This window comes from Pseudorhodoplanes sp. (genome assembly GCF_059499825.1).
The window spans coordinates 288,100-315,084 of record NZ_JCABZI010000005.1 but is presented as its reverse complement, the minus strand read 5'-3'; the positions used below and the strand labels follow the sequence as shown (position 1 = coordinate 315,084).

25 protein-coding genes and 1 pseudogene are annotated in these 26,985 nt (G+C 63.7%); 17 read left to right on the top strand and 9 right to left on the bottom strand.

What is annotated here, in order from left to right:
* Window positions 1–100: 100 nt before the first annotated feature.
* The 5 genes from AC5I5I_RS08680 to AC5I5I_RS08660 all read left to right on the top strand — a co-directional run bounded on the left by AC5I5I_RS08680 (window position 101) and on the right by AC5I5I_RS08660 (window position 5,130).
* A complete protein-coding gene (locus AC5I5I_RS08680) occupies window positions 101–1,333 on the top strand; it encodes an acyl-CoA dehydrogenase family protein (RefSeq protein ID WP_495971939.1) in 1,233 nt (410 codons plus the stop codon).
* Window positions 1,334–1,741: 408 nt separating this feature from the next.
* Window positions 1,742–2,446: an ABC transporter ATP-binding protein gene (locus AC5I5I_RS08675; protein WP_495971937.1), complete on the top strand. Its 705-nt coding sequence runs from the start codon at window positions 1,742–1,744 to the stop codon at window positions 2,444–2,446.
* 51 nt (window positions 2,447–2,497) lie between these two features.
* Window positions 2,498–3,496 (top strand): ABC transporter substrate-binding protein, encoded by a 999-nt coding sequence (locus AC5I5I_RS08670; protein ID WP_495971935.1) that lies wholly within the window; start codon window positions 2,498–2,500, stop codon window positions 3,494–3,496.
* Between the two features lie 54 nt (window positions 3,497–3,550).
* Window positions 3,551–4,318 (top strand): ABC transporter permease, encoded by a 768-nt coding sequence (locus AC5I5I_RS08665; RefSeq protein WP_495971933.1) that lies wholly within the window; start codon window positions 3,551–3,553, stop codon window positions 4,316–4,318.
* Complete coding sequence (locus tag AC5I5I_RS08660; protein WP_495971931.1) at window positions 4,315–5,130, top strand: ABC transporter permease; 816 nt, start codon at window positions 4,315–4,317, stop codon at window positions 5,128–5,130. Before AC5I5I_RS08665 ends, AC5I5I_RS08660 begins: the two co-directional genes overlap by 4 nt.
* A gap of 111 nt (window positions 5,131–5,241) precedes the next feature.
* Here AC5I5I_RS08660 and AC5I5I_RS08655 read toward each other — a convergent pair whose 3' ends face one another.
* Complete coding sequence (locus tag AC5I5I_RS08655; protein ID WP_495971929.1) at window positions 5,242–7,191, bottom strand: FAD-binding monooxygenase; 1,950 nt, start codon at window positions 7,189–7,191, stop codon at window positions 5,242–5,244.
* A 142-nt stretch (window positions 7,192–7,333) separates the two neighbouring features.
* Here AC5I5I_RS08655 and AC5I5I_RS08650 point away from each other — a divergent pair.
* The 5 genes and pseudogenes from AC5I5I_RS08650 to AC5I5I_RS08630 all read left to right on the top strand — a co-directional run.
* A pseudogene (locus tag AC5I5I_RS08650) lies at window positions 7,334–7,474 on the top strand (helix-turn-helix domain-containing protein); the annotation flags it as partial.
* 75 nt (window positions 7,475–7,549) lie between these two features.
* Window positions 7,550–8,086, top strand: coding sequence for an IclR family transcriptional regulator domain-containing protein (locus tag AC5I5I_RS08645; protein WP_495972565.1), 537 nt, complete (start codon window positions 7,550–7,552; stop codon window positions 8,084–8,086).
* Window positions 8,087–8,117: 31 nt separating this feature from the next.
* Entirely contained in the window at window positions 8,118–9,005 is an 888-nt protein-coding gene (locus AC5I5I_RS08640; protein ID WP_495758598.1) for a VOC family protein, read from the top strand.
* A 210-nt stretch (window positions 9,006–9,215) separates the two neighbouring features.
* Window positions 9,216–9,518, top strand: a complete 303-nt coding sequence (locus AC5I5I_RS08635; protein ID WP_495971927.1) for a hypothetical protein — start codon at window positions 9,216–9,218, stop codon at window positions 9,516–9,518.
* Window positions 9,519–9,764: 246 nt separating this feature from the next.
* Window positions 9,765–10,103, top strand: coding sequence for a hypothetical protein (locus AC5I5I_RS08630; protein ID WP_495971925.1), 339 nt, complete (start codon window positions 9,765–9,767; stop codon window positions 10,101–10,103).
* A gap of 97 nt (window positions 10,104–10,200) precedes the next feature.
* On the opposite strand, the gene AC5I5I_RS08625 is transcribed toward AC5I5I_RS08630, so the two are convergent.
* The gene (locus AC5I5I_RS08625) at window positions 10,201–10,449 is read right to left on the bottom strand and encodes a ParB N-terminal domain-containing protein (RefSeq protein ID WP_495971923.1); all 249 of its coding nucleotides are present in this window, start codon (window positions 10,447–10,449) and stop codon (window positions 10,201–10,203) included.
* Between the two features lie 144 nt (window positions 10,450–10,593).
* Between AC5I5I_RS08625 and AC5I5I_RS08620 the strand changes: the two genes are divergently transcribed.
* Window positions 10,594–10,782, top strand: coding sequence for a hypothetical protein (locus AC5I5I_RS08620; protein ID WP_495971921.1), 189 nt, complete (start codon window positions 10,594–10,596; stop codon window positions 10,780–10,782).
* Between the two features lie 41 nt (window positions 10,783–10,823).
* On the opposite strand, the gene AC5I5I_RS08615 is transcribed toward AC5I5I_RS08620, so the two are convergent.
* From AC5I5I_RS08615 to AC5I5I_RS08600, 4 genes are all read right to left on the bottom strand, one after another.
* Window positions 10,824–11,048, bottom strand: a complete 225-nt coding sequence (locus AC5I5I_RS08615) for a hypothetical protein (RefSeq protein ID WP_495971919.1) — start codon at window positions 11,046–11,048, stop codon at window positions 10,824–10,826.
* Between the two features lie 294 nt (window positions 11,049–11,342).
* Window positions 11,343–14,018 (bottom strand): ATP-dependent helicase, encoded by a 2,676-nt coding sequence (locus AC5I5I_RS08610; protein WP_495971917.1) that lies wholly within the window; start codon window positions 14,016–14,018, stop codon window positions 11,343–11,345.
* Window positions 14,019–14,213: 195 nt separating this feature from the next.
* Entirely contained in the window at window positions 14,214–15,197 is a 984-nt protein-coding gene (locus tag AC5I5I_RS08605; RefSeq protein WP_495971915.1) for a Bug family tripartite tricarboxylate transporter substrate binding protein, read from the bottom strand.
* A gap of 243 nt (window positions 15,198–15,440) precedes the next feature.
* Window positions 15,441–16,208 (bottom strand): sulfite exporter TauE/SafE family protein, encoded by a 768-nt coding sequence (locus AC5I5I_RS08600; RefSeq protein ID WP_495971913.1) that lies wholly within the window; start codon window positions 16,206–16,208, stop codon window positions 15,441–15,443.
* 422 nt (window positions 16,209–16,630) lie between these two features.
* Here AC5I5I_RS08600 and AC5I5I_RS08595 point away from each other — a divergent pair, with 422 nt between their 5' ends.
* Together AC5I5I_RS08595 and AC5I5I_RS08590 are read left to right on the top strand one after the other, a co-directional pair.
* On the top strand, window positions 16,631–17,668 hold the full coding sequence (locus tag AC5I5I_RS08595) for a Cj0069 family protein (protein WP_495971911.1): 1,038 nt from the start codon (window positions 16,631–16,633) through the stop codon (window positions 17,666–17,668).
* A 99-nt stretch (window positions 17,669–17,767) separates the two neighbouring features.
* The gene (locus tag AC5I5I_RS08590) at window positions 17,768–18,130 is read left to right on the top strand and encodes an Ig-like domain-containing protein (protein ID WP_495971909.1); all 363 of its coding nucleotides are present in this window, start codon (window positions 17,768–17,770) and stop codon (window positions 18,128–18,130) included.
* Between the two features lie 85 nt (window positions 18,131–18,215).
* On the opposite strand, the gene AC5I5I_RS08585 is transcribed toward AC5I5I_RS08590, so the two are convergent.
* Window positions 18,216–18,947, bottom strand: coding sequence for a dienelactone hydrolase family protein (locus AC5I5I_RS08585; RefSeq protein ID WP_495971907.1), 732 nt, complete (start codon window positions 18,945–18,947; stop codon window positions 18,216–18,218).
* A 26-nt stretch (window positions 18,948–18,973) separates the two neighbouring features.
* A complete protein-coding gene (locus AC5I5I_RS08580) occupies window positions 18,974–19,921 on the bottom strand; it encodes a Vgb family protein (protein ID WP_495971905.1) in 948 nt (315 codons plus the stop codon).
* 237 nt (window positions 19,922–20,158) lie between these two features.
* On the opposite strand from AC5I5I_RS08580, the gene AC5I5I_RS08575 reads away from it, so the two are divergent.
* Both AC5I5I_RS08575 and AC5I5I_RS08570 read left to right on the top strand, forming a co-directional pair.
* Complete coding sequence (locus AC5I5I_RS08575; protein WP_495971903.1) at window positions 20,159–20,554, top strand: hypothetical protein; 396 nt, start codon at window positions 20,159–20,161, stop codon at window positions 20,552–20,554.
* Window positions 20,555–20,645: 91 nt separating this feature from the next.
* Window positions 20,646–20,894 (top strand): hypothetical protein, encoded by a 249-nt coding sequence (locus AC5I5I_RS08570; RefSeq protein ID WP_495971901.1) that lies wholly within the window; start codon window positions 20,646–20,648, stop codon window positions 20,892–20,894.
* 4 nt (window positions 20,895–20,898) lie between these two features.
* On the opposite strand, the gene AC5I5I_RS08565 is transcribed toward AC5I5I_RS08570, so the two are convergent.
* A complete protein-coding gene (locus AC5I5I_RS08565) occupies window positions 20,899–21,408 on the bottom strand; it encodes a thioesterase family protein (protein WP_495971899.1) in 510 nt (169 codons plus the stop codon).
* Window positions 21,409–21,691: 283 nt separating this feature from the next.
* On the opposite strand from AC5I5I_RS08565, the gene AC5I5I_RS08560 reads away from it, so the two are divergent.
* Both AC5I5I_RS08560 and AC5I5I_RS08555 read left to right on the top strand, forming a co-directional pair.
* The gene (locus AC5I5I_RS08560) at window positions 21,692–23,113 is read left to right on the top strand and encodes an FAD-binding oxidoreductase (RefSeq protein WP_495971897.1); all 1,422 of its coding nucleotides are present in this window, start codon (window positions 21,692–21,694) and stop codon (window positions 23,111–23,113) included.
* 213 nt (window positions 23,114–23,326) lie between these two features.
* Entirely contained in the window at window positions 23,327–26,959 is a 3,633-nt protein-coding gene (locus AC5I5I_RS08555) for an AsmA family protein (RefSeq protein ID WP_495971895.1), read from the top strand.
* The last annotated feature ends 26 nt before the right edge of the window (window positions 26,960–26,985 follow it).

Here is a 26,985-nt window from a genome sequence, read left to right as displayed (position 1 = left end):
TCTCCCGGCACGCAACCCGCATGAGCCCGGTTGCGCGATCAATTGGAGTCGCAAGGCGGGCGGGGCGGTGGTCTAATCCGCTGCGGGAGGACTGCACGCCATGCCATACCAGCTTTCAGAAGAACAGCGCATGATGCGCGACTCCTGCCGCGCCTTCGCCGACGAGGTCATCACGCCTTTCATCCGCGACAACTGGCGGCGCGAGTGGGACATGAACGCCGGCGAACGCCTGCCCCGCGAAATCCTCGAGGCCGCGGACAAGGTCGGCATCCGAACGCTCGGAATCCCCGAGGAGTTCGGCGGCATGGAGCTCGACCCCAAGACCGAGGTGCAGACCTTCGCAATCATCGCCGAGGAGATTGCGCGCGGCGACTGCGGTCTCGCCGACAAGCTGGTGCAGAACTGGAAGATCTCCGTGTTGCTGCGTCACCTCGCACCTCGTCATTTGCAGGAGCATTGGTTCGGGCGCCTCATTGATGAGCCGCAGATGCTCTTCGCCCACTGCCTGACCGAGCCGCGCGGCGCCTCGGATCGCTGGCTTCCCTACAATGTTCCGGAAGCCGCCATGCAAACCCGGGCCGAGAAGCGCGGCGACGAATGGGTCATCAACGGCCGCAAGCAATTCATCTCCAACGGCTTCGACGCCGGCCTCTATGTCGTCTACGCAAACACGAATCCAAAGGCCGGCATTCTTCAGGGTACGTCTTCGTTCATCGTGCCGCGTGATGCGCCCGGGCTCACCGTCGCACGCTGCAACGAGACGATGGGCGGCCGGTTCATGAACAACGGCGAGATCGTGTTCGAGGACTGTCGTGTCCCCGCCGACCATGTGCTGGCCGAGAACGACGCCATGCAGAAGGCGGGGGTCTATTTCCACCCGGGCAAGATCATTCAGGCCGCGAAGAATCTTGGCGTCGGTGTGGCCGCCTACGAACGCACGGCGGACTATGTCCAGAACTACGTTCAGGGCGGCCGGATCCTGATCAAGCATCAGGCCGTCGCCTGGCGGCTGGCCGACATGGCGATCCGGATCGAGGCGGTTCGTTCGCTGCTGGCGCGCACCGCGCAGGCGGTCAGCGACAAGGCGCCGGATGCCGATCCGCTCTGCAACATGACCAAGGTGTTCGCGTCCGAGGAAATCCTGAAGGTCTGCCAGCACGCCATGGAACTGCACGGCGGCAACGGCGCGATGCTCGAAGTCGGCATCGAGAAACTGTTTCGCGATGCGGCAATCTTCCTGCACTCGGATTCGACCGCCGATATCTCGCGCTTCAAGATTGTCAAGGCGCTGTTTCCGGAGACAGCCGGAAAATACGCCGGACCGGAGAACTGACTCGCGAGCCGCCTGCCCACTTTTTGACCGTGGATGACGATCTACGCACCGTACCTTCGGTTGCACGATTGTGGACACTCCAATGGCATTGATCCGCTCAAGCCGATGGGTCAACATGCGTGTCAACAAATCGGGCAAACCCGACGTACCAAACCCAGGGAGGAACGTTATGGCCGGACAGCGGCGCGTCGCCTACGTGCAGCCCGCCCAGACGCACGTCTCGCCAATGCTGGGGACGCAAGGTGCTCTCGCGTGCCAAGGCAGCGGAGCAACACGGTGAATGTAGCGGCAAGCATTGCAATGGGCGGGACGAAACCCGCGAGCGCGCCCACGAGTGGCGGCGCGCGCATCCGGGTCTCCGGTCTCGGCAAGCGTTACGGCGGGCTCGAGGTTTTTCGCGACATCAATATGGAGATCGGTGATCGCGAGATCGTTGCGATCGTCGGCCCATCCGGTTGCGGCAAAACCACACTGCTCCGCTGCATCGACGGGCTGATCCCGCCGTCGTCCGGAAAGGTCGACATCTCGGGCACGGAAGTCACCGCGCCGCTCCCCGGCGTCGCGATGGTCTTCCAGCAGTTTGGCCTGTTTCCGTGGAAGACCGTTTTCAACAATGTCGCTTATGGCCTGCGGCTCGCCGGCGCATCGAAGGCGCAGATCCGCGAGAGCGTGCCCCGCTTCGTCAAGCTCGTCGGCCTCGCCGGATTCGAGAACGCCTATCCCTACCAGCTCTCCGGCGGCATGCAGCAGCGCTGCGGCCTTGCCCGCGCGCTCGCGATCGAGCCCAGCGTCCTGCTGATGGACGAGCCGTTCGCCGCGGTCGACGCGCAGACGCGCGAGATTCTTCAGTTCGAGCTGCTGCGCATCTGGCAGATGCGTCCGACATGCATGGTGTTCGTGACACACTCCATTGAGGAGGCGGTGCTCATGGGCCACCGCGTGGTGGTGCTGAAAGGTCGCCCAGCGAGCGTCTTCGAGACGATCGAGGTGGATCTGCCCTTTCCACGCAACCGCGAGACACTCACGCTGCCGCGCTTTGCTGAGTTGCGCGAGCATGTCTGGGCAACCCTGATGGACGAAGCGCGCGCGGCCGAACTTCAATTGCAGCGCTGAAGCCCTGCGCAAGACAAGAAACTGAACAGGAACGCACAACGGAGAGAATCGATGAACCACCCGTATCGCATCGCCATTGCCGTTGCGGCGCTTGCTGCCGCCGGTCTCGGCGCGCCAGCGCTGGCGCAGGAAAAGAGCGTCACCATCGGCCTGCCGGGAATACCGCCGGTGTTCGTGACCACGCAGGCCTACGTCGCCGAGCAGCAGGGATTTTTCAAAAAGCACGGACTCAAGGTGAGTTTGCGGCCGTTTGATTCCGGCGCCGCCGCTGCGCGCGCCGTGCAGTCGGGACAGATCGACCTTGCGATGTCGCCTTCGCCACTGATCGCGACGATGATTTCCAACAACCCCGACGTCGATCTCGCGCTGATTTACGGCTATCCGCGGCCGACCTGGAAGCTGGGCTCGCTCGATGGCTCGATCACCAAATGTGAGGACGTGAAGGGCAAGGCCGTGGGCGTCGACAGCCTCGGAGGCGCGCGTTCGATCGCGCTGAACCAGATGCTGCGCTCCTGCAACCTCAGCGCGGCCGACACCAACCAGGTTGCGCTCAGCGCCAATGTCGGTGCGGCAATGGTCTCGGGCCAGATACCCCTCGGCGTGCTGCACGTCGATGAGCTGCCGGCGATCGAGCGCGAAGCAAAGAAGAAAGTCGGTATCGTCGTCGACATCAACCAGACCCAGCCCGTGAACCATTATCTCGCGCTGACGGCGACGAAGAAAAGCATCGCCGAGAACCGCGACACGCTCATCAAGGTGCTCGCGGCCTATATCGAGGCCGAGCGGTTCCTCCGCGATCCCAAAAATGTCGAGGCGGCCGCCAAGGCCGCGGCTCCGACCGGCCGCAGCACCGAGGACGCCAAGGCTGCGATTCCGGACTATGTGAAGATCGGCTTCTGGCCGCAGGATAATGCGGGCCTCGCGAAGGAAAATCTCGAAGCGATCATCGGCGCCCAGAAGCGCGCCGGTAACATCAAGGGAACGCCGACGACCGTGGAGCGCCTTGCCGACACCTCGCTCTACGACGAGGCCGTCAAACTCGCGAAGTAAGCAGCATCGCAGCCGCCGGGAGCAATCCCGGCGGCTGTCTTCACTGGACAGCGCATGTTCTCCAAGCCGGATACCTGGTATCGTCTCGCCACCTACGCGGTTTCGCTCGCTGCCGGCGCGGCAATCTGGCAATTCGCCGCGAGCCAGACGCGGCCCTCGTTCCTGTCGAGCTTTACCGCCACGGTCGCGCGTATCTATGAATTCGCGCTCTCCGGCGTGCTGTGGAACGTGCTCTCCAGCTCGATGCTGGTTTATTTCACGGGCCTTGCCGCGGCGATTGTGTTCGGCATCGGCTTCGGGCTCCTGCTCGCGCGCCTCAGACTGCTGCGTGTCGGGCTCGAGAGCTACATCACGGTGCTCTATGCCACGCCGATGGTCGCGCTTATTCCCTTCATCATGTCGATGATGGGTTTCGGTTTCGCACCCAAGGTGCTTGTGGTGTTCCTGTTCGCTGTGTTCCCGATCCTTTACAACACGATCGAGGGCGCGCGCAGCCTAAAACCCGAACTGCTCGAAGTCGCGCAGTCCTTCCGCTCCGGTGAATGGGGCGTGTGGCGCGACGTGATGATCCCCTACACGCTGCCTTACGCCATGACCGGCGTCCGGCAGGGCATCGGCCGCGGTCTCGTCGGCCTTGTCGCCGGCGAGTTCTTCCTGTCGGGCACCGGCATCGGCCTCCTCATCATGCAGAGCGAGCGCGACTTCGACGTGCCGGGCCTCTACGGCTCGATCCTGATCGTCACGATCCTCGGCGTCGTGCTGATGGGTATCGGCCGGATGGTGGAAAATCACTTCGCCGCCTGGCGGGGACTGAGCCGATGAGCGCGCCGGACCTTTCGCTCGCTGCGCAGCCTGCCGCGGGCTGGCGTGCGTGGATCAGCCCCGAGGCTGCGGCCCGTATCGCGGCGGGCTTTGCGATCCTGCTTTTCTGGGAGGTGGCCGTCCGGCTCTGGGCGCCGGCTTTCGTCGCGCGGCCCTCGCGCATCGCCGCCGTATTTCCTACCGTGATCGTCGACCCGGTGCTGTGGCAGGCCGCGGGCGCCACGCTCGGCGCGGTCGTGCAGGGGCTTGCCATTGCCATCGTCCTTGGCACGGCGATCGGCGTCGCCATCGGCCGCCTGCCGGTCGTCGACCGTTTCCTCCAGATTTATGTCAGCGGCCTGTTCGCGATGCCGATGGTGGCGATCCTGCCGCTGCTGACGCTTTATTTCGGCTATACGGGCGACGCGCGCCTCGCCACCGTCGTGTTCGCCGCGGTCTTCGCGATCATCATCAACGTCTCGGACGGCGCCAAGGCGGTGCCGCCGGAATATATCGAGGTGTCGCGTTCGTTCCGTGGTTCAGGCTGGTCGCGCTTGTTCGACGTCGTGCTGCCTTCCTCGGTCCCCTATCTTCTCGCCGGATTGAAACTCGCCGCCGGTCGCGCGCTGATCGCGGCGGTGATCGCGGAGTTCTATGCGGCGATCCCCGGCCTTGGCTTTTACATTCTCTTCAACACCCGCACCTTCAAGCACAGCGAAGCGTTCGTCGCGGTTGCGATGCTCGCGCTCGTCGGCGTCCTGTTTGAACTTCTGCTGACCAGAGGCACGAAGAAGCTCCTTCCCTGGTATCGCCGCGACGAAGCGCGCGATTGAAACGTGGGGAGGTGAGAGGAGCGAAGCCCGCACCGATCCGGCTTTCGCCGAGGCGGCACGAGGTCGAAGGCGTCGTCACCGCGAACGGAAGCGATCAGGGAACGGACGCGGTCAGTCTCTGGTTGTCATGAAAGCGCCGAAGAACCGCGCAAGGTCGTCGAAGGCGTCCAGCGGCAGGATAGCCGCGACATACTGATCCGGCCGCGTGACAATCATGCATCCGCGCTCGCGGTCGATGCCGCGCATGTCGAAGATGTCACGACCGGACCGCAGGTCGGGGCAATACATCTTCTCGTAGTCCTGAAGTCCGTAGCGTCCCTTGCGAGGCAACAGCAGGGCGGGCATGGCGCCGATATCGAGGTCGCGATGCGCCTGCTGGAAAATCGCGCGCAGATCGATGACCGAGTCGACGTCTTGTCCGGCGGGCGTGTAAGTGCGGATCGGCGAGTCCGGCCCATCCGCAAGGAAACTGCACAACGCTGCGATCCGCGATGTTGGCGCCGCCGGATCGCCGCGATCGCAGAAGGCATAAATGCGCCAGCGGCCGTCCGCCTTGGCAACATGGCCGAGGCCGATCGCCTTGGCGTCGCCCAAACGGATGACGGGCGCCGAATGAAAGCGCATGCCGATGGTGAGTCCGGTGGCGAGCGCCTGATGCGTCGCGGCGCCCGTGAGGTCGGATTGGGTGTATTTCGTCGCGGTACCAGCGGTGTAGCGGCCATGCTTGACGAAATAGTTTTGTATTTCCGCCGGGTCGACGCCCGTCCCGTCGGGGTCGTCCGCCGATTTCAGCGGCGCACTGATCATCTTCGCCCATTCGCGATCGTAATCGATCAGCTCCTTGGCGATGGCCTGCCGCTCTGCAGAATAGCTGTGCAACAGCGATGGCGCGCATTGTCCGCGCAAGACCGCCGCGAGTTTCCATCCGAGATTGAACGCGTCCTGCATCGATACATTCATGCCCTGGCCGGATTTCGGGCTGTGGGTGTGGCAGGCGTCACCCGCGATGAAGACGCGCGGCGTGCGCGATGCCACTTGCTCGGCCGGCACGTCGTCGAACTTGTCGCAAAGCCGCTGTCCGATTTCGTAAACCGACCACCACGCGATTTCCTTCACCTCGAATGAATAAGGACTGAGGATGCGTTGCGTCGCGGCGATCAGATGATCAACGGTGATGTTGCGGTTCGAGACCCGTTCGTGTTTCCGCAACTCGTCGAGTTCCACATAGATGCGGACCATGTAGCCGCCTTCGCGCGGGATCAGGACGATGTTGCCTTCGCTGGCGGACTGGATCAGCGCCTTCAGACGGATATCAGGAAAGTCGGTGACGGCAAGCACATCCATCACGCCCCAGGCCTGATTGGCCGAGTCGCCCTTGAGTTCCAGTCCCAGCGATTGCCGCACCGCGCTGCGCGCGCCGTCGCAGCCGACCACATAGCGCGCCCTGATTTTTTCGATCTGGCCCTTGTGATCCGGATCGACACGCTCGAGCGAAACCGTCACCGGATGGCTCGGCACGTGGGCACTCGACACCGCAGGGTCAATCTCAACGCCGGCCAGCCGTCGCGAGTAATCCGGCTCCAAGCGGTTCGGCGAATTGCGCATGACGGTCAGATAGAAATCATGCACCCGCGCCTGGTTGAGAATCATGTGGGGAAATTCGGACAGCCCCTCTTCGACATCGTCAATGCGGCCCGAGCGTATGATCCTGTCCCTGTCGCTGTCGTCCGGCTTCCAGAAAACGGTCTCGTTGACCCAATAGCCCTCCCGCATGACGCGATCGGCGATGCCGAAGGCGTGAAACATCTCCATGGTCCGGCAGGCGATTCCATCCGCCTGTCCGAGCTGGAGTGGGCCGGACTTCTGCTCGACGATCCTTGTCTTGATGTCGGGAAAGGCGGCCATCTGCGTGGCCAGCGTCAACCCGGCCGGCCCGCATCCCACGATCAGGACGTCGACCTCATCCGGCAGCGCGTCCGACCGGGGAGAGGATTTATAGCCGTCCGAAGGATCCAGAATGTCCGGGTCTCCGGTCCGGAAGCCGTTGAGATGAAACTGCATGCCAAGGGCCCTCGACACCTCTGCCCGACCGACGAAAGGTCGGCCGCTGTCACTCCATTCCATAGCAATAATCTCAAAATATGGAAATTGTGAAATTCATGCTATTGCGTATTGTGAATAATTGAGAATTTTGGACTGACGGATGTCAGGGTTCGGCCGATATCGGGCGGTGCTTGAGCTATTCACCGAAACCCGGCCGAGTTGGACGGTGCCGGCTCTCTCGCAATCGTTGGCTCTGCCGGGAAGCACCGCTTATCGGACCGTGCGCGAATTGGTGAAGGCCGGATTCCTCGAGCCGTCGGCCGGCGCGAGCTACCGGCTCGGCGCCGCCTTCCTGATCTACGATCGGCTGATACGCTTGACCGATCCACTGATCGGCGCCGGATATGGCATTCTCCAGGAGGCGGTGCGGCAGGCGCATATTCCCTGCGTTGGTTTGCTCGCGCGCCTTCATCATGAGACGGTCATGTGTATCGCCGAGGACGCGACGTCTGCCGCGGACTTTCGCTCCAGCTATCAGCGCGGACGGTTGATGCCTCTGACCAAAGGCGCGACCTCCACGGTCATCCTCGCGCAACTGAGTGGCCGAAAGCTTGGCAAGCTATTGAAAACCGTCGCTGAGGATACCCAGCCGGTGGGCGCTACGGCCGAAGAGTTCAGGGACAATCTCACTCGAATCCGCAAGAATGGATTTTGCATCAGCCGTGGAGAGATCGACGCTGGCCTCGTCGGCATTGCGGCGCCAATCGTCGCGCCGGATCTCGGGATCATGGCAAGCCTGAGCCTGGTCCTGTCGGCCGACGGACTTACGGATGCGGTCGAGCGGCGCATCACATTGCTGACGGTTTCTTCGGCTGCGCTGGTGAGCGAGCAGCTGAGGCGGCACAATCGCTGAACAATAAATTGGACTTGGAAGGGGAAGCCCGATGAAGCCGCTCATTCGTCAGATGGGTTATGTCGCGGTTGCAACGCCGAACCCGCAAGGATCGGCGAAAGACCTCTCCGATATCGTCGGTCTGTCCATCACGCGCGAGACTGCCGACGCAGTTCATCTCACGTCCAACAAGAAAGCGTGCGAGGTCGCTTTCGTGAAAGGCGACCGACCGGGCATCCGTGCCGTGGGACTGGAAGCGATCGACGAAGCCGCCGTCGATGAAATTCTCGCGCGGGCCAGGGCGGACAATATCGAAATCCTGTCCGATGCGCCGCTGGTCGATCGCGCCCGGCGCGCGGTGCGCCTTCGTACGCCGTTCGGTCCGATTTTCGAGGTCCATACTCCGGTCGAGCGACGGCCTGAACAAGGCCCGAATTTGCTGAGCGATGGGCGTCACGCCCGCCGGCTGGACCACGTCAATCTGCGCGTGAACGATACCCGGGCATTTTATGACTTCATGACCTCATTTCTCGGGATGAAGCTCTCGGACCGGACGACGAATTTCGAGCGCGCGTGGTATCGCGCAGAGGACGGCTTCCATCACACCATTGCCGCGGCGCCCGGCGAGGGCATCCATCATTACGGATTCGATGCGAACAGCGTCATCGATCTCGCATCCGTCGCCGACAATCTGGTTGCGCGTGGACGTCAGCTGCTCTGGGGCGTCGGCCGTCACGGGCCCGGCAACAACATCTTTTCATATTACCTCGACCCGAACGGTGTCGTGATCGAGGTCTCGTTCGGCATGGATCGCATCGACAATGACGAGCTGTATGTTCCGGGCAACTGGCCGTTCGATTCGAAAAGCAACGTGCTCGATCTCTGGGGTTCCAAGCCGCCGGAGCAATATGGCCGATCGGTCTCAGCGTTTGTGGTCTGATCTGTCGCATCACGCGGCACCTGCCGCGACATATCATCACCGTTGACGCCGCATCCCGCCTAGCGAACCCATCGCGTTACAACAGCGCACTCCGCCTGTGTCGGTGAAAATCCGGAACGCCGCGGCGCGCGCCGCATTGGTCCTGTATGTCCGCTTCGTGTCCAAGAACGAAGCAAAAGCGAAACAAGACCAATGGAAGGAGTTCTTCACATGATCCGCATGACGGCCGCTGTCGCGGTTGCGGCCATGATCGCCGCCAGTGCCGCGCAGGCACAGAATGCGCCGCCTCCGGGCAACGTCAATCCGGGTTCGATGCAGTCCGGGGCGGAGCAGACGGGTGCGCCGAACCAGCCGCGCAGTGGGAATTACGGCGCGATCAAGGGCACGACCGGCTCCGGCATCAGTTCTCCCGATACCAATCCGGCGGTCGATGGCACCAATGCCAACGTCAAGCCGAGTTCGCCCGAGGCGGGTTCGGAGCCGTCCGGCGAGCCCACCGGAGAGCGGCGCTAACGCAATAAGTGTTGGGTAATTTGGATATGGGCGAGAGCGCCGGCGCGGCGCTCTCGTTCTTGTGATCGTGACTTTGAATCAATCTGCATCGCCTGCACGCACGGTCTGCACATCGTCGCGATGAAAATGCCCCAACACCGTCATGATCGAAACGGAACGCCCGGTGCCGTGCAGCATTGGTGCCCGGGTGCGCGTTCGGGCTTTCCCGAAACAGCGACGCCCTGATCGTTAGAAACGGAGTTACTCATGAACCGCATTATCACCGCAGTCACCGCCGGCGCGCTCGCGACGGCCTTCGCCCTTGCCCCTGCGGTCGCGCAAAACCTGCCGCCTCCCGGCAATGTTAACCCCGGCTCGCTGAATTCAGGCGCCGAGGAAACCGGGGCGGAGAACCAACCGCGGAGTTTCTCGCCATATTACGGTGGCCCCCGTGCCTATTACGGCTCCGGTGCCACTTACGCTCCCGGCTACGATGCGTATGCCGCACAACCGGGCATGAGCTATGGCCCGTTTGGCTATGCGCCAGGCTATGGGCCATATGGGCTGGGCACCGGCGGTGCCGGCGCGATCGGCTCGAACAACTAGCCCGGTTTGGAACACGGCTTTTTTTGAGTCACGGAAGGCCCCGGCATGTGCCGGGGCTTTTCGTTCTGTGCGGTCCTAAACCGCACAGCTGTGTCACTCAATGCTTGCGCGCGCTGACGCGATAGCCCGCGATGGTGGTTTCGCCCAGCGATCTTGCGGCTTCCAGCCGGTGCAAGCCCTCCACCAGCACGAAGCGGTCGCCGTCCAGCCGGACCAGGATCGGTGTCTGCAATCCTTCGGCGAGGATTGCGGCCGCAAGCGCATCGACCTTCGCCTGCTCCAGCGTGGCGCGTCGTTTCACCGGCACATAGATGCGGGCGATCTCGAACATCTCGCGTTTCATCATGGTGGCACAGGCTAGCATGGTTGCGGGCAGGACGCGATCCGGTTGTGGCAATACGGCGCCGGTCGCAGGCCGCGTCTTCACGTGGACAAGGACCGCCCGCCGTGTGACCCTGCGTCCCGCTTCAAATTCGAATCCGAGAGCGCCATGCCGTTCAACTCAAGACAGATGTTCATGATCGCGCTGTTCGCGATTTTCTGGACCGCCTTTATGCTGTGGTGGAATGGCGATTACGGTACCCCGCGCGTCGCTATCATGCTGGCGATCGGGGTCGGCATCGCTCTGGTCTGGGGCTTCTGGATGAAGAAATACGGCGCGTGGAAGGATCAGGCGTGACTTGGAGTTCTCAGTACAGAACTGCGCCCGGGGCGGGGCACTCACGCCTGACGTGACGCCCCCTCAGGCCCGCGCCGCTCGGTCACCCGCACCGCCAACACCCAGACGACCGGCAGCAGCACGGCCAGCGTTCCGAAGAAGCCGAGCACGCTGAGCATGTCGTGAATGCCCGGAAAATTGTCCAGCACGATGCCGAAGGTTGCTGCGACAACGACCGCTCCGAGCGCCATCACCGCGAACGTCAAAAGCAATGTCAGACCTTGCATGGCGACCTCCCGGATGTGGTTGGCCGTCAACGTGGGGAGGGGCCTGTGGTTCAGAGGTGCGACGATTTGCGAGGGGCAAGTTCGCGTCCGTCCTTTCGCAATTCGTCGATGCTGCGCGGTTTGGGAGAGGGATTGCCGGTATGCTCCCACTAACCCTCGGCAGCGAAGGCCAAGATCTCTAACGCGCTATCCATGGCGTCGTCGATGTTGTCGCGCCGGTGATCACACCTGCACCCGCTTCAAAATCGTGATGAGGCCGTGCGTAATTTCCGGTGTTGATTCGCGTCGCGCCCGCTACACCCGCTCCACGAAACTATCCACCACGCGCTTTTCGCCGGCCTTGTCGAACTGGATGGTCAGCTTGTTGCCGTCCACCGCGACCACATTGCCGTTGCCGAACTTGATGTGAAATACGCGGTCGCCCCGGGTGAACGCGGACGCCACGCCGGTCGACTTGGCGACCAGTTCTCCCTCGATGGTGAGCGGTTCGCGGCGCGCGGCGAAGCGGCCTTTCGCTGTGCCGGTGGTGCGGGAGGCATGGGAGCCCGCGCGTCCGCCGAAGTCACCCCCCTCGCGGCTGCCTGAGGCGGCCGACCTCCCCCGCAAGGGGGGAGGTGAAGAAGAGCGCGGGGAGAGGTGATCAGAGTGAGCCGCGACGGCGTCGTCGTCATCGTTGGCGTAGCGCGCCTCGCTTTCGTATTCCGACGCCTCGTCACCGAAGCCGCCGAACTCGTCATCGTCACGCTTGCGCTTCTGCGCGCGCTGCCAGCCGGGCGTGGAATAGCTCGAGCCCTTGGGCGCGAAGGTATCGAAGCGCGAGGCGCCGTAGCTGCCGCCGCCCTGGCCATATCCGCCGAGATTGCTGAAGCTGCCGCCGAAACCGCCCTTCGCCTCCGTCACCTCGACATGCGCCTCCGGCAATTCGTCGAGGAAGCGCGAGGGGATGGTGGAATTCCACAGGCCCTTCATGCGGCGGTTGGTGGCGAAACAGATCTTCGCCCGCTTGCGCGCGCGCGTGATCGCGACATGCGCGAGCCGGCGCTCTTCCTCAAGGCCGGCGCGGCCGCTCTCGTCCAGCGAGCGCTGGTGCGGAAACAGGCCTTCCTCCCAGCCGGGCAGGAACACGGTGTCGAATTCCAGCCCTTTGGCGGAATGCACGGTCATGATGCTGACGGCGTCGTCGATGCCTTCGGCGTCGCGGTCCATCACCAGCGAGATATGCTCGAGAAAGCCGCCGAGATTTTCGAAATCCTGCATGGAACGCACAAGCTCCTTCAGGTTTTCGAGCCGGCCGGCGGCATCGGCGGAGCGGTCCTTCTGCCACATCTCGGTGTAGCCGGATTCATCCAGCACGATTTCGGCGAGTTCGGTGTGCGGCAGGTGTTCGGCTTGCGTGCGCCAGCGGTCGAACGCGGTCATCAGGTCGCGCAGCGAGGCGCGAGGTTTCGGCTTCAGCTCATCGGTCTCGACGATGGCGCGCGCGGCCTCGCTGAGCGGGATGCGGCTCATGCGCGCATGGTCGTGCAATTGCTTCACCGTGGCGTCGCCCAAGCCACGGCGCGGCACGTTAACGATGCGCTCGAAGGCGAGATCGTCGGACGGCTGGTTGATGACGCGCAGATAAGCGAGCGCATCGCGGATTTCGGCGCGCTCGTAGAAGCGCGGGCCGCCAATCACGCGATACGGCAGACCAAGCGTGACAAAGCGGTCTTCGAATTCGCGCATCTGGAACGACGCGCGCACCAGGATCGCGATCTCGTTCAGCTTGTGCTTCTTGCGCTGCAGCTGTTCGATCTCTTCGCCGATGCCGCGCGCTTCTTCTTCCGAATCCCAGGCGCCGGTGACGGTGACCTTCTCGCCCGGCACGTCCTCGGTGCGCAGCGTCTTGCCGAGCCGGCCTTCGTTATGCGCGATGAGATGCGACGCGGCGGCGAGGATATGGCCGGTGGACCGGTAATTTCGTTCGAGGCGGACGACGACGGCGCCCGGAAAATCCTTCTCGAAACGCAGGATGTTGTCGACCTCCGCACCGCGCCAGCCATAGATCGACTGGTCGTCATCGCCGACGCAGCAGATGTTGCGCTGCAGGCGCGCCGGTTGCGCGGGCGCGCCCTCTTCACCACCGGGGGCGGGAAGGGGCGTGCGTTGCGTTGCCGGCTGTCCCAGCAATCGCAGCCACAGATATTGCGCGACGTTGGTGTCCTGATACTCGTCGACCAGAATATAGCGGAAGCGCCGCTGGTAATCGGCCAGCACATCCGGATGATGACGGAACAGCCGCAATTGTTCGAGCAGAAGATCGCCGAAGTCGCAGGCGTTGAGCGTCTTCAGCCGTTCCTGATAGGCGGCGTAGAGGTCCTTGCCCTTCCCGTTGGCGAACGCCATCCCTTCGCCGACCGGGACCTGGTCGGGCGTCAGACCACGATTTTTCCAGCCGTCGAGGATCCCGGCGAATATGCGCGCCGGCCATCTTTTTTCGTCGACGTTCGCGACTTCCAGCAGCTGTTTGATCAGCCGGATCTGGTCGTCCACATCGAGAATCGTGAAGTTCGACTTCAGGCCCACCAGCTCGGCGTGGCGGCGCAGGATCTTCACCCCGATAGCGTGGAAGGTGCCAAGCCACGGCATTCCTTCGACAATTTGCCCCACCATGTCGCCGATGCGCAGCTTCATCTCGCGCGCGGCCTTGTTGGTGAAAGTCACCGCCAGGATCTGCGAGGGGTGGGCCCGTCCGAGCCGCAGGATATGCGCGATCCGCGTTGTTAATACGCGGGTTTTTCCGGTTCCCGCGCCCGCCAGTACCAGCACCGGGCCGTCCAGCGTTTCGACCGCGAGCCGCTGTTCCGGATTGAGCGCGTTGAGGTAATCGGCCGGCGGGCCGCCCTGAACCGCCTGCATCGCGCGCGCGGTAATGCCCAATCCGTGGCCCGACTGGCCTGATTTTTCTGGAGTTTTTGCGTGTTCTGCCATGCGAATCTCAAGCTCCAACATGGCACCTGACGGCCCAAAACGGGAGGGGGCCGCCTCCCGTTTGTGGAAGACGGACCCCAGCCTGTTTGAGGACGGACGCTGGCCTGTCTAACGGCCTTTATCGGCGATTGTCGGCCGGTTCGCGCGGCTGCGCGGGCAGACCGTCTGCGATGGTCTGCAATCGTCTGTCCCGACCTATTCCGGCTTGTATTCCTTGCGCGGCTCGTTGGCGATTTTCACCAGATCCTCCGCCGCCTTGCGGTCCTCCTTCAGGAAAGCCGCAAACGCTGCTGGGCTGGTGGGCGCCGGCACCACCAATTGCTTGTCCAGAAATTCCGCGAATTTCGGGTCGCTGAACACTGACACGAAGGCCGCATTCACTTTGTCCACGATCGCAGCCGGCGTGCCCTTCGGCGCGGCGAGGCCCCACCAGCCCTGACCGGGATAGTTCAGCCCGGCTTCCTTCAGCGTCGGGACATCCGGGAACTGCTTGGAGCGCTGATCCGCCGCGATCGCCAGCATGCGCACCTTGCCCGCATCCATCAGCCCGCGGAAATTGCCGACGCCGAAGCGCGTCAGTTGCACTTCATTCGCGGCCAGCGCCTGCGCCGCGGGTCCGCCGCCCTTGTAGGGTACGCCCACGATCTTCGTGCCCCACTGATTGTTGAGCCATACGCGAAACAGGTCGGGGAACGATGCATTGCCGAGCGTCGCGTAGTTCAGCCCGTCCGGCTTCGCCTGCGCCAGCGCGCGCAACTCGGCGACAGTCTTCGCCGGCAATTCGGCATTCACGAACAGTCCTTCGGTAAGGAAGAACAGGCGCGTCACCGGCACCAGTTCGTCGGCGTTGTAGGGCAGCTTGTCGAACTGCACCGGGTTGTAGGACATGGTCGAGTGATAGATGACGCACAGCGTGTAGCCGTCGGGCGCCGATTGCGCGCAGGACTGCCCGGCGAGAATGCCGGCCGCTCCGCCACGGTTTTCGATCACCAGCGGCTGACCGAGCTTGCCCTCCAGTTCCTTCGCCGCCGCGCGCACGATCACGTCGGTCACGCTGCCGGCGGCGATCGACACGATCACGCGGATCGGCTTGTCGGGATAGGTTTGTGCGAAAGCGGGTGAGAGCGAAAGCGTTGCGGCGATGAATGCGCCGGCGCAGATGCGCGCAAGCCGTGCCATGGTGCGTCTCCCTGAAACCGTTATTGCTGTCGGCAGTGTTCTGCTCGTGCGCAAAGGGTGCGCCAACTTTGTCGCAGCTTCAAGCGAGGCAAACCGGCATGCGGTACAGACGCGGAAAAATCTGCGCGATCCAAGCGTCGGCTATTTCTAATCGTCCAAAGGAGATTCCATGCCTGCTTTGGGGCAAGAGCGGAAATAGCGAGGCGTCCGCTCTTGCCACAAGCAGTCATCGCGCGTGTCGTCTCAGGAGTTATCGCCGCCAACCGGACGCAACATCGGCCAGCCCGCAGCAGCCGCGAGCGCGAGTCCCGCGATCAACAAAAGCATCAGCACGACCTTACGAAAGGCCGCGTCGTCGAGTTTTCCGTACAGCCGGAAACCGACCCACAGCCCAGCCAACAATGCGGGCAGTCCAAGAACATACAGTTTGACCGTTTCCGCTGTGATCGAACCGCTCGCGGTGAGCGATATTGCGGTCATGACAATGGCCGCCAGCATCACCGGCTGGAATACGGCGCGCTGCTCATCCTTGTTCCAGCCGCGCATCTGGCACCAGACCGTGATGATAAAGCCTGGAAGACCGGTGAGCCCGCACAGCACGCCGTTGGCAAATCCGACTCCGCCATCGGCGCCGAGTTCGGCGCGGATCGGCTTGAATGCCGGCTTCGACAACCCGTAGAGTCCGTAAGCGATCAGCAACAAGCCCACGCCAAGCCGCAGATATGCTGGTTCGGCGTAGGTCAGCAGCACCGTACCGATCGGGACGCCGATGGCGCCACCGATGATGAACGGCGCGACGTTTCGCCAGCTCAGCGAGCGCCGAAGTTTCCAGACGCCATATCCCTGCGTCCAAAGCCCATAGCCAGCTATTAGCGCGGTTGTCTGAAGCGGAGTGATAAAGTGCAACCAGATGCCGGATACAACAAAGCCCATGGCAAAACCGGCAAGACCCGAAGCAAAGCCACCGAGAAATGCGGCGAACAGAAACAGAAAAAGGACAAAGCCATCCATGGCTCGCTCCACGACTGAGGCGAGCAGCGCTTGGATGGCGGAATCCATCTATAGGGGAGGCCGCGATTTCCCCTGTTCAGCAGTGTCGTTTGTGTTGGAAAAAATCAGGGCCCGGCAGCCATGGTCCCCCCCTTGCGAAGGAGACGGTGCTTGGGCCAAAGCCTGAAACAACGGGGCGACCGTCGAAGGCCCCGCTACAAATCCTTAGACCAATTTCCGTGCGGTCGTAAACCCCATGGGGAAACGGAACGGCGCACCCGCACTGGCCGCTAAGACTTGATCGCGCACAGCGTCGGGGCTAATTATTGAACGCCGGGGCATCGCAGGCTCCCGACCCCTTCAAGACGGTTCCTCGTCCAAGCCCTGCTCTTGTCCGCGTTGACGCGCGGGCAGAGGCACGTTTGTGCTTGAGGAGCCATGTTATGTCTGATCCCGCAACTTGCCGCGGCCGTGTTGCAATCTTGTGGCGCGGCGACGAGGCAGCGCGCCGCGTTGCCACGCCGGAATCGAGCCGATTTCGTGCCATCTTCGATGCGCTTGCAGGCGTCGGAATTTCTGCAATACCAGTGGTCTACGAAGATGATGTCGCAGATGCGATAGCCGCACAGCTCGTCACGCTCGATGGCGTGCTCGTATGGGTCAATCCGATTCACGAGGGACGCAATCGCGCCAATCTTGACGCGCTGCTGCGCGACGTTGCGACGCGCGGCGTTTGGGTCAGCGCCCATCCCGATGTGATCGCGAAGATGGGCACCAAGGAGGTGCTTTATCGCACCCGCACGATGAGCTGGGGATGCGACACGGCCCTTTATCGATCAGCCGCGGAGATGCGTTCCGAATTGCCGGCCAGGCTCGACGTTGGCCCGCGAGTAATCAAGCGCAATCGCGGCAACGGTGGTCAGGGCGTCTGGAAGGTCGAAGCGTTGCCAGGCACACAGAGTCGGCAGACCATCCGCGTGCTGGATGCTACCAAGGTCGCCTGCGAGGACCTGGCACTCGACGAATTTGTCGATCGGTGTGGTGAGTGCTTCAACGACGGCTTTATTGTCGATCAGCCGTTCCAGGCTCGAATCACTGAAGGCGTCGTACGTTGCTACATGGCGGGCAGTCGTTGCGCAGGCTTCGGCTATCAGAAGGTCAAGGCGCTCATCGACTCGCCGGCTGCGCGTGCCGAGGCGGGGCCAAGGGTTTACAGCCCCAACTCCGACCCGCGATTTCAGCGCCTTCGCTATTTGATGGAACACGAGTGGACACCGCAGCTAACAACTTTACTGGACATTGCGCCGCTTGATTTACCAATGATCTGGGATGCGGATTTCATGTTCGGACCTCCGGGTACCGACGGTGTGGAGTCGTATGTGCTCGGTGAGGTCAACGTCAGCTGCGTGTTCCCGATTCCGGATGAGGCGTCGCAAGAGATTGCCCATCGCGTGGTCGATCGACTGCGGGCGAAGAAGTGATTGCTTCAACCCGGTCGGCCTTTGTGATCCCGTGTTTAAGCTTTCTCAGCAAAGCGAGCATAGGATGGGCGACATCTCGCCGGGCTCACGGAGGCAACGATGTTGCGGGCAATCAGTGTCATTTCGATCTTGTGGGGATGCAGCTGCGTATCAGCCCTTGCGCAATGCGCGGTCGAGCCGTGGGGGATTCCCTATTTCGGATCGAATACCAGCACGGCGATGTCGGCCGGCAGCGGACAACCCTGCAAGGTCTATGCGAATGTGGGTGGCACCAACATCGTCAACTCGGTTGCGGTGATCGCGCCGCCGCGCCACGGCGCGGCATCTGTGAGCGATAATGTTGTGACCTACCGGTCGCGGCCCGGATTTACCGGATCGGACAGCTTCACATTCCAGGTGTCTGGGAGCGGACCAGGCGGCAGCGGCTCGTCGTCGGTGCAAGTTGGCGTCAGCGTTCAATAACGGTGGATTGCAGGAGGGCCGGGTAGGCCCGGCCCTCTGCGAAGATATCCTCAGCGCCGCGTCGCGCTGACACGGCTGTCTGCGACTACAGCCGCTTCGCGAACGCATCCTGGATGAAATCGTCCAGCATGCGGTAGGTCTGGTGCGCGGCGCCGGCATCGAACTTGGCGACGCCCGGCATGTCGGTTTCTTCCTCGGCAAAGGAATGCAATCGTCCGCCGAAGGTCAGCATCTGCCAGTTGGCGCCGGCCGCATCGAGCTCGTCCTCTAGCGCGTTGCGGTCATCCTTGCCCGAGACCGGATCCTTCGAGCCGTGGATCACGAAGACCGCGGCTTTGATGTCGCCCTTCTTCGCCGGCATCGTGGTGGCGAGATCGCCATGCAGGCACACCACCGCGTCGAGGTCGGCGCCGCTGCGCGCCAGCTCGAGCACATTGCCGCCGCCGAAGCAGAAACCGACCGCCGCCTTCTTCGATGAATCGCCGATGCCGCGCTTGGTCGCCTCCGCGATCATGGTCTGCAGCGCGGCGTTGACGCGCTTGCGCCCTTCCACGCGATCGGACCGCACCGCCATCATCAGGTCCTGCGATTCCGGCGGACCTTCCGCGGTCTTGCCCTCGCCATACATGCAGGCAACGAACGCGATGTATTTGTCGCCCGCCATCTTCTCGGCGCGCTTGATGATGGTGTCGGTGACGCCGAGCCAGTTCGGCATCACCAGCAGCAGCGGCCGCTTGGTCGTGATCTTGTCGTTCCACACCAGCGCCCCATGCCCCGTCACATTGCCGGCCTGATACTTGATTGTCTCGACTGCCACGCGTTCCTCCACAAATCCTGAAACAGTTACTGCGGGATGACTTCGCCGATCATCCCGGCATCGAACAATGTCACATACATCCGCCCGTTTGAATGCGGCCCGATGCAGCGCGCCCCGGCATTCGCGACCGGAATCGGATATTCGCCGACCATGCTGCCGTCCGGGCGCATGCGGCCGATCTTGTTAGCGAAATTCGCAGTGAACCAGAGGTCCCCGTCGGGTCCGACGCAGACGCCACGCAGCGAAGACTCCGGCGTCGTCACCTTGTGCTCGGTGATGTAGCCGTCGCGGTCGATGCGGCCAAGCGCATTGGTCGAGGTCTGCACGAACCAGATCGAGCCGTCCGGATGGGTCGCCATCGCGCGCGGCTGGCTGTCATGGCTCGGGATCGGAAACTCAGTGACTGTGCCGTCCATGGTGATGCGGCCGACCCGATTACCGGCGGCTTCGGAAAACCACAGCGCGCCGTCGCGTTCGGCGATCGACAGCGGCCGCGCGCCGGGCGAGATGCCGTCGGCGAATTCCGTGACCTTTCCGTCCGGGGTGATGCGACCGATGCGGCTCAGTTCGGTTTCGGAAAACCACACATTGCCGTCGGGGCCGTTGAGCGTGCCGTCGGGACCCGCATTCGGTGTCGGCAGGTCGAACAGGGTGATGTCACCGCGCATGGTGATGCGGCCGATCTTGTTCGCCTTCTTGGCGCAGAACCACATATTGCGGTCGCCGCCGACGGTGATGCCGATCGGCATGGCGTTGTCGACCGGGAGCGCAAATTCGCGAAACGATGAATCGGCGGGATCGAAGCGGCCGATCTTCGAGGCGCCGCTTTCGCAGAACCACAGGGCGCGGTCCGGACCTTCCATGCAGATGTAGGGTTCGGATTTCGCGGACGGGATTTTGTGGGTGCGGATGATCGGCGGTTTTTCGCTGCGCGGGAGATGGCCGTGAGCGACGGGCGAAGCAGGCGCGGACATCGATCCTCCGTGTACCGCCTTGCGGCACATTATCTGTCGTTGCCGCGAACCTATCGGCGAGCCTGCGCAAGTCAAGCAGACGCGGCTCGTGTCTCACGATGCGGTGGCAGTGGCATTGCCGGTCCCGGAACAGGACATGTCCGGACGATCACACACTCGTGCGCCGACGCGGTGGCAAGGTCGCAAAGATCGCCGCGCCGCGACGGAACGGCGCGTTGGCACGCGCGTTCATGGGACATGAAACTCCTGCTTGGCGCACTCGCATATCTCGCTTTCGTCGGAACCCTGCTGGGGGCGACGTTCGTCGGCATGTCCTCGGTCGAACGCAAGGGACCGGAGGATGGGCCGGTCCTTGCGCGCGGCGACGACGGCGCGACGCGGACGGTGTCCGAGGAGGCGCAGGTCGATCCGAACCGGGTGCCGGTCTGGATCGTGGCGACGCCGAAATACGAATACACCCCTGTTCCAATCGATCCGCGTCCGAGGCGCAGCCTATTGATCAGCGACGAAGCGCGAAATGCGATGGCGCGGGCGCCGGCGCGCGCAAGGCCGGATCGCCAGGAGATCGGACGGATGGCCGCGCCTCGCCGCGCCGATTCACGCCGGGACAACGATCCGTTCTTCCGGGACTGAACAGGCTTTCCCCGCACATCACGCCGCGTTAACGCGCCGTTAACCATGCCGGTCGCACATCCGGTCGGGGCGGTGCGAGCGGGGTATCGCGGTGAATCCGATCAGTATCTTTTGTCCGCAGACCAACAGGCCGGTCGCAACTGGTATCGAGACCGACTGGTCTACCTTCTTTTCGCTTCGGTCATATCAGCTGCGAGTCCGCTGCCCGGATTGCGGCGGCCAGCACGACGTTCCGGCGCGTGAGGGATATCTCGCGCGATCCGAAGCCGGAATGGATGGCGGTCGTCCGCAGGACAACCTCCGGATCGACAGCCTGCTGGCGAAGCTTCCGAAAACCTGAGGCGCTAGGCTTTTTCCGGCATCGCGATCCGCTTGCCGACGGCTTCAGGCCGCGGCAGCCGGCCATGCGATTTCTTGATGTCGCAAAGGCGCTTCACAATGTCCTGCGGGAAGGGCGCCACCTTGCGCGCCGACATGTCGATATGAAGTGACATGTTCTCGCAGGTTGCGGAGACCCAGCCTTCGGTGGCGTGAAACAATTGCTGGAAGAAATGCAGCCGCTTTGAATCGTGTTCGAGCAGCTGGAATGTCACCCGGACGGGATCGCCCTCTTTCAATTCGCGCAAATAGCGCAGGTGCACCTCGGCGGTGAAAAAGGAGTGGTTGCGCTCCTTCAGATAGTCCCAGCCGAAGCCGGCAAGGGTGTACATCTCGTCGACGCCGCGATCGAACAGCACATGATAATAGGCCATGTTCATGTGGCCGTTCGGATCGATCCAGGCCGGATCGACGGACATCACCGACGAAACAAACGGCGCGAAGAAAACGGGCTCAAAATCGGTTCGGTCCAGCATGTCGCGAATTGTGATGCAGGTGCGTCTTTGTGTAAATCGAAAACCCAAGCAAACAGGGCATTTTAGATAATTTTGCGGCGCCGCCCTGGTCGGCCCGGGTCGTCGATGCTGATCCCGTTACGGGGCGTGTCGCGCCATCGGAAGCCTTGCCGAAAGCCCGGACCGGGATCTGCCCATCCCGTTCTCGTTGGGGCGGTGAAGCAATGCCAGGATTGCGGCGACTTGCTTGCGGCCATCCGCCTCTCTGCTAGGGTCGGCGCTCTCTTTTCGCATGAGGGCGCCGATGGCCGTTGCTGCTGCAAAATATTCCGACAAGAAACGTGACACGCGCGCGATCGAAGCCGCGATCGGCGATTTGGCAAAGGCCTTCGGCAATCGCCTCGTGACTTCGCAAGCGGTGCGCGAACAGCACGGCCACACCACCACCTGGATCGAGAACCAGCCGCCGGATGCCGTGGTGTTTCCGCAAAGCACCGCCGACGTGCAGGAGGCGGTGCGCATCTGCGCGCGGTATAAAGTACCGGTGATCCCGTTCGGGACCGGCACCTCGCTCGAGGGTCATGTCAACGCGCCGCAGGGCGGCGTCTCCATCGATTTCCGCGACATGAACCGGATCCTCGCGGTGCATGCCGAAGACCTCGATTGCGTGATCGAACCCGGCGTTACCCGCAAGCAATTGAACGAGCATCTGCGCGATCAGGGCCTGTTCTTCCCGATCGATCCCGGTGCCGATGCCTCGCTCGGCGGCATGGCCGCGACCCGGGCGTCCGGCACCAATGCGGTGCGTTACGGCACGATGAAAGACAACGTGATGGCGCTGAAGGTCGTGCTCGCCAATGGCGAGGTCATGACCACGTCGACCCGCGCCCGCAAGTCGTCCTCCGGTTACGACCTCACCCGCCTGATCGTCGGCTCCGAGGGCACGCTCGGCGTGATCACCGAACTGACCCTGAAGCTGCACGGCATCCCGGAATCGATCGGGGCGGCTATCTGCCCATTCCCGACGGTGGAGGCCGCGTGCAGTGCCACCATCCTCACCATCCAGTCCGGCATCCCGGTGGCCCGCATCGAACTGCTCGACGAAGTGCAGGTGAAGGCGTGCAACGCCTATTCCAAGCTGACGCTGCCGGAAAGTCCGCTGCTGCTGCTGGAATTCCACGGCACCGAGGCCGGCGTCGCCGAACAGTCGCAGCGCTTCGGCGAGATTGCCGCCGATCTCGGCGGCGGCCCGTTCGAGTGGACCGCGAAGGCCGAAGATCGCACGCGGCTATGGCAGGCGCGCCATGACGGCTACTGGGCGGCGAAGGCGCTGCGGACGAATTGCCAGCCGCTGGCGAGCGACGTCTGCGTGCCGATCTCGCGGCTCGCCGAATGCGTGGTCGAGACCCAGACCGATCTGCAGGAGGCCGGCCTGCTCGGGCCGATCGTCGGTCACGTCGGCGACGGCAATTTCCATGTCGCGCTGGTGGTCGATGTGAACGATGCCACCGAGATGGCGGCCACGCAGAAATTCCTGTCCCGGCTCACCGAACGGGCTCTGGCGATGGGCGGAACCTGCACCGGCGAGCACGGCGTAGGGCAGGGCAAGATGAAATACCTGCTCGCCGAGCATGGCGCGCCGGCGCTCGCCGCGATGCGCGCGATCAAGACAGCGCTCGATCCGGACGAGATCATGAATCCGGGCAAGCTGGTTCCGGCGGATTGATCGCTCGAACCGGGACGCGCGGCTTTCTATGCCTCCATCGCGTTGCCTGTCCCTCCCCGCAAGCGGGGAGGGATAAGCGCATGCGCATCATAGAATCGCCGCCAAAGAGCGGTATTCAGGTCTGCGCTCACAATAGACAGGTCCTGCCACAGCCTTCGCCTTGCAGTGCGGGAGAGACGGGCTCATCTTGCGGTGGGCGATTCAGGTGGATCCGTGCAGGCAACACTGCTGACCTTGGCGATTGCCGCGATTCTGGCGCTGCTCGCGGCGTTGTTCGGCCCGTATTTCATCGACTGGAACGCGCACCGCGCGACATTCGAGCAGCAGGCCAGCCAGGCGATCGGGGTGCCCGTCCGGGTGACCGGTCCGATGGACGTACGGCTGTTGCCCTCGCCGTCGCTGGTCCTGTCGGGTGTCGAGGTCGGCGAGCCGGGCGATGCCCAGAGTTTGCGCGCCAAGGCGCTGGGGATCGAATTTGCACTGCCGCCGCTTCTGTCCGGCCGGTTCCAGGCGGTCGAATTACGGCTGATCGCGCCCGAAATCCGTGTGTCGCTGACTGAGGGCGGGCAGGCCTTGCTGCCGAACGCACTCGCGGGCGTGAACACCGAAACGCTGTCGATCGACAAGCTGGTGGTCGAGGATGCCAGCCTTCACTTCACCGACGCGGCGAGCGGGACCAATGCCGCACTGACCAAGGCCTGGTTCAATGGCGAAGTGAAAGCGCTGCGCGGCCCGATCCGCGGCGAAGGCGCGTTCGTGCTGGATGGCGCGCTCTACGGTTACCGGATCGCGACCGCACGGCCGGAGCCGAATGGCTCGCGCATCAAGCTCACCATCGATCCCGCCGACCGGCCGGTCGCGGCCGAGTTCGAGGGCCTGCTGGCCGCCAACGACGGCGCGCCCCGGTTCGAGGGAACCGCGAGCATCGCGCGGCGCGTGTCGGTGAAGGGCGACAAGGGCGATATCGCAGAGCCCTGGCGCATCAGCGCGCGGGTGAAGGCGAATGCGGCCTCGGCTTTAATGGAGCAGGTCGAATTTAGTTATGGCCCCGACGAGCGCGCGCTGAAGCTGAACGGCACCGCGGAAGCAAAATTCGGCGCGCGGCCACGGCTCGACGCGGTGCTCTCGGCGCGCACGCTCGATGCCGACAAGCTTTTCGGCAGCGGCGACGCCAGGCTGTCGCCCCGCAATGCACTGGCCGCGCTGGTCACGGCGGCCGAACGGATCATCGGGCCGCCGATCCCGACCCAGGTCGGATTCGGCGTCGACTCGCTGACGCTCGGCGGCGCCAACCTGCAGAATATCCGTGGCGATATCGAATTTCGGCGCGGCGAAATGACGTTGAGCGGGTTCGAAGCGCGCGCGCCCGGCTTCACACAGTTGCAGGCGGGCGGCCGGATCGACAAGGCCGGCGATCATCTGACGTTCTCGGGTCCGGTCAGCCTGACCTCGTCCGATCCGCGCGTCTTCGCCGACTGGCTTGAGGGGAAATCCGGCGGAAGTGTCGTGCCGGCGCGGCCGATCCGGTTTCGCGGCGAAGTGACGATCGGCGGCGAAAAGGTCGCCGTCGAGCGCATGCAGGCGGCGTTCGACCGCAAGACATTCGATGGCGATGTCGTCTACAGTTTCGCAACCGGGACCGAGCCCGCGAATTTCATCGCGACGTTGCGCGCCGACGAACTCGATATCGACGCGCTGATGGATACCGCCGGCTCGCTCAAGGCGCTTCCGGATCTCGCGCAGCCGCATGACGTGTCTTTGGCCTTGTCGCTCAAGCGGCTGCGGTTTCTCGGCGTCGATGCGGATGCCGCCAATGTGCAATTGTCGCTCAAGTCCGGCGCGCTTTCGATCGAGCGGTTTTCGGTCGGCGACCTCGCCGGCATTGCGATCGACGGCAAGGGCGGCATCGATACGCAGGCGCGGCGCGGGTCGATATCGTTCAATCTCGCCATGCGCGACGCCAAGGGCCTGGCCACGCTCGCCGCGCGCGCGCCGGCTTCTCTTTCCGAGCCGCTGCAGCGTGCGGCGCAGGCTGCGGCGCCCGGGAAACTTGCCGGCACCATCGCGGTCGAGCCTGCCGGCAAAGCCGAAAACAGCCGCGCCACCATTTCCCTCGAAGGGCCGCTCGGCGCGGTCGATCTCAGGCTGAAGGCGGCGCTCGCCGGACAATGGAACGATCCCGGACAGGCCGATGTCTCGCTTGAAGGCTCGCTCGATGCGGGCGACGTGAATGCGCTGCTGCGGCTTGCCGCTGCCGAACGCGTCGTGTCGGCGCCACGGCAGCCGGGCAGCTATACGCTTTCGCTGAAAGGCCCAGTTGCGGGCGATCTTCAACTCGACAGCCGCATCGTATCCGCCAACCTCGATATCCGCGCCAGCGGCGGCGTTCGACCCTTCGCCGGCGATGCCGGCCGCATGTCGCTCGATATTGCCGTCGGCACCGCCAGCCTTTTGCTGCCCGGCAGCGCCAGGCCGGTGCCGGTCACGTTGAAGACGCGCCTGCAGAGCGATGCTCTGGGCGTTCAGTTCAACGATGTGTCGGCGAATCTTGCGGGCTCGGCGGTGCGCGGCCGGCTGGGCCTCGTGTACGGCGAGCCGCTTGCCGTCGATGGCGAATTGCGCACCGACAGGATCGACATCGGCGCGGTGCTGGCCACGGCGATTGGGAGCGCCGCGTCCGCCAAGGCCGACAGGCTGTGGAGCGAGACGCCGTTCGTGATGCCGGCGCTGCCCGACTTGTCCGGCCGGATGACGATCAGTGCCGCGCAGGCAAGCCTCACGCCGTCCTGGCAGGCAACGAAGTTCGCGTCCGCGCTGCGCTTTTCCGGCTCCGATATCGTTGTGGAGGATATCGCGGGTGAACTGCTTGGCGGCCTCCTCGCGGGCGAGGTGACGATCCGGCGCAGCTCCGACACGCTCGGCCTGCAGGGGCGCATCGCGGTGACCGATGCCGACGCCACGCAATTGCTGTTCGGCGACGGCGCCGCACCGCTGACGGGGCAGGCGGCGTTGACCCTGCAACTGGAGGGGCTGGGACGTAGTCCGCGGGCGCTGGTCGGTTCGCTCAACGGCACCGGCACGCTGGTGCTCGATCATGCGCGCATCGCATCGCTGGATCCGAAGGTCTTTGCGACCGCGACCCACAGCGTCGATCAGGGGCTTCCGATCGATGCGCCGCGGGTGCGCGAACTCGCCCGGAACGGCCTCGATGCGGGTCCGCTGCTGGTGCCGCATGCGGAAGCGACGCTGATCATTGCCGCCGGTGTCGCCCGCATCGACAGCTTCAAGGCACGCGCGGATGCCGCCGACCTCGCGGTCACCGGCGCCTACGATTTCTCGAACGGGCGCATCGATATGCGGCTCGCCATGTCGGGCCCGGCGGACGGCGCTTCGCTGCGGCCGGAGGTTGCGGTGCAGCTTCGCGGGCCTGTTGGAAATCCGGAGCGGGTGCTGGATGTCTCGTCGCTGACCGGATGGCTGGCGTTGCGCTCGGTGGAGCGGCAGACGAAGAAGATCGAAGCGATCGAGCAGGGGCTTCCGGTCGAGGATGCACCGGCAGCGCCGGCGCTGGCGCCGCAGAAAGAGACTTCGCCGCAAAAGCCGGATGCCGCCGTGGCGCCACCGCGGCGCAAGCCGCCGCAGCCTGCGGTTCAGCCGCTGCCGCCGGCGATCGAGATCAGACCGTCGGCGAGCGATCGCCGCCCGCAGCCGAGAGCGGAGCCGCAACGCGAGGAGCCGTCACGTCCGGGCGGAGCCAATCCGTTTCCGCAACCGATCGGTTCACCGCCACCGCCGCCATCCGCCGTGCGGCCATTTCAGCCGCAGACCGTACGGCCGATCTTCTAAGTCCTGGAATTCGTGCGATGCCTCGG

Bases quoted from the DNA above. Each gene is read 5' to 3' on its own strand.
- AC5I5I_RS08590 (WP_495971909.1), top strand. From the start codon at position 17,768: ATGTTGCGGGCAATCAGTGTCATTTCGATCTTGTGGGGATGCAGCTGC.
- AC5I5I_RS08600 (WP_495971913.1), bottom strand. From the start codon at position 16,208: ATGGATGGCTTTGTCCTTTTTCTGTTTCTGTTCGCCGCATTTCTCGGT.
- AC5I5I_RS08595 (WP_495971911.1), top strand. From the start codon at position 16,631: ATGTCTGATCCCGCAACTTGCCGCGGCCGTGTTGCAATCTTGTGGCGC.
- AC5I5I_RS08575 (WP_495971903.1), top strand. From the start codon at position 20,159: ATGAAACTCCTGCTTGGCGCACTCGCATATCTCGCTTTCGTCGGAACC.
- AC5I5I_RS08655 (WP_495971929.1), bottom strand. From the start codon at position 7,191: ATGCAGTTTCATCTCAACGGCTTCCGGACCGGAGACCCGGACATTCTG.
- AC5I5I_RS08565 (WP_495971899.1), bottom strand. From the start codon at position 21,408: ATGCTGGACCGAACCGATTTTGAGCCCGTTTTCTTCGCGCCGTTTGTT.
- AC5I5I_RS08640 (WP_495758598.1), top strand. From the start codon at position 8,118: ATGAAGCCGCTCATTCGTCAGATGGGTTATGTCGCGGTTGCAACGCCG.
- AC5I5I_RS08615 (WP_495971919.1), bottom strand. From the start codon at position 11,048: ATGCAAGGTCTGACATTGCTTTTGACGTTCGCGGTGATGGCGCTCGGA.
- AC5I5I_RS08660 (WP_495971931.1), top strand. From the start codon at position 4,315: ATGAGCGCGCCGGACCTTTCGCTCGCTGCGCAGCCTGCCGCGGGCTGG.
- AC5I5I_RS08670 (WP_495971935.1), top strand. From the start codon at position 2,498: ATGAACCACCCGTATCGCATCGCCATTGCCGTTGCGGCGCTTGCTGCC.
- AC5I5I_RS08680 (WP_495971939.1), top strand. From the start codon at position 101: ATGCCATACCAGCTTTCAGAAGAACAGCGCATGATGCGCGACTCCTGC.
- AC5I5I_RS08675 (WP_495971937.1), top strand. From the start codon at position 1,742: ATGGAGATCGGTGATCGCGAGATCGTTGCGATCGTCGGCCCATCCGGT.
- AC5I5I_RS08625 (WP_495971923.1), bottom strand. From the start codon at position 10,449: ATGATGAAACGCGAGATGTTCGAGATCGCCCGCATCTATGTGCCGGTG.
- AC5I5I_RS08610 (WP_495971917.1), bottom strand. From the start codon at position 14,018: ATGGCAGAACACGCAAAAACTCCAGAAAAATCAGGCCAGTCGGGCCAC.
- AC5I5I_RS08630 (WP_495971925.1), top strand. From the start codon at position 9,765: ATGAACCGCATTATCACCGCAGTCACCGCCGGCGCGCTCGCGACGGCC.
- AC5I5I_RS08665 (WP_495971933.1), top strand. From the start codon at position 3,551: ATGTTCTCCAAGCCGGATACCTGGTATCGTCTCGCCACCTACGCGGTT.
- AC5I5I_RS08605 (WP_495971915.1), bottom strand. From the start codon at position 15,197: ATGGCACGGCTTGCGCGCATCTGCGCCGGCGCATTCATCGCCGCAACG.
- AC5I5I_RS08580 (WP_495971905.1), bottom strand. From the start codon at position 19,921: ATGTCCGCGCCTGCTTCGCCCGTCGCTCACGGCCATCTCCCGCGCAGC.
- AC5I5I_RS08620 (WP_495971921.1), top strand. From the start codon at position 10,594: ATGCCGTTCAACTCAAGACAGATGTTCATGATCGCGCTGTTCGCGATT.
- AC5I5I_RS08635 (WP_495971927.1), top strand. From the start codon at position 9,216: ATGATCCGCATGACGGCCGCTGTCGCGGTTGCGGCCATGATCGCCGCC.
- AC5I5I_RS08560 (WP_495971897.1), top strand. From the start codon at position 21,692: ATGGCCGTTGCTGCTGCAAAATATTCCGACAAGAAACGTGACACGCGC.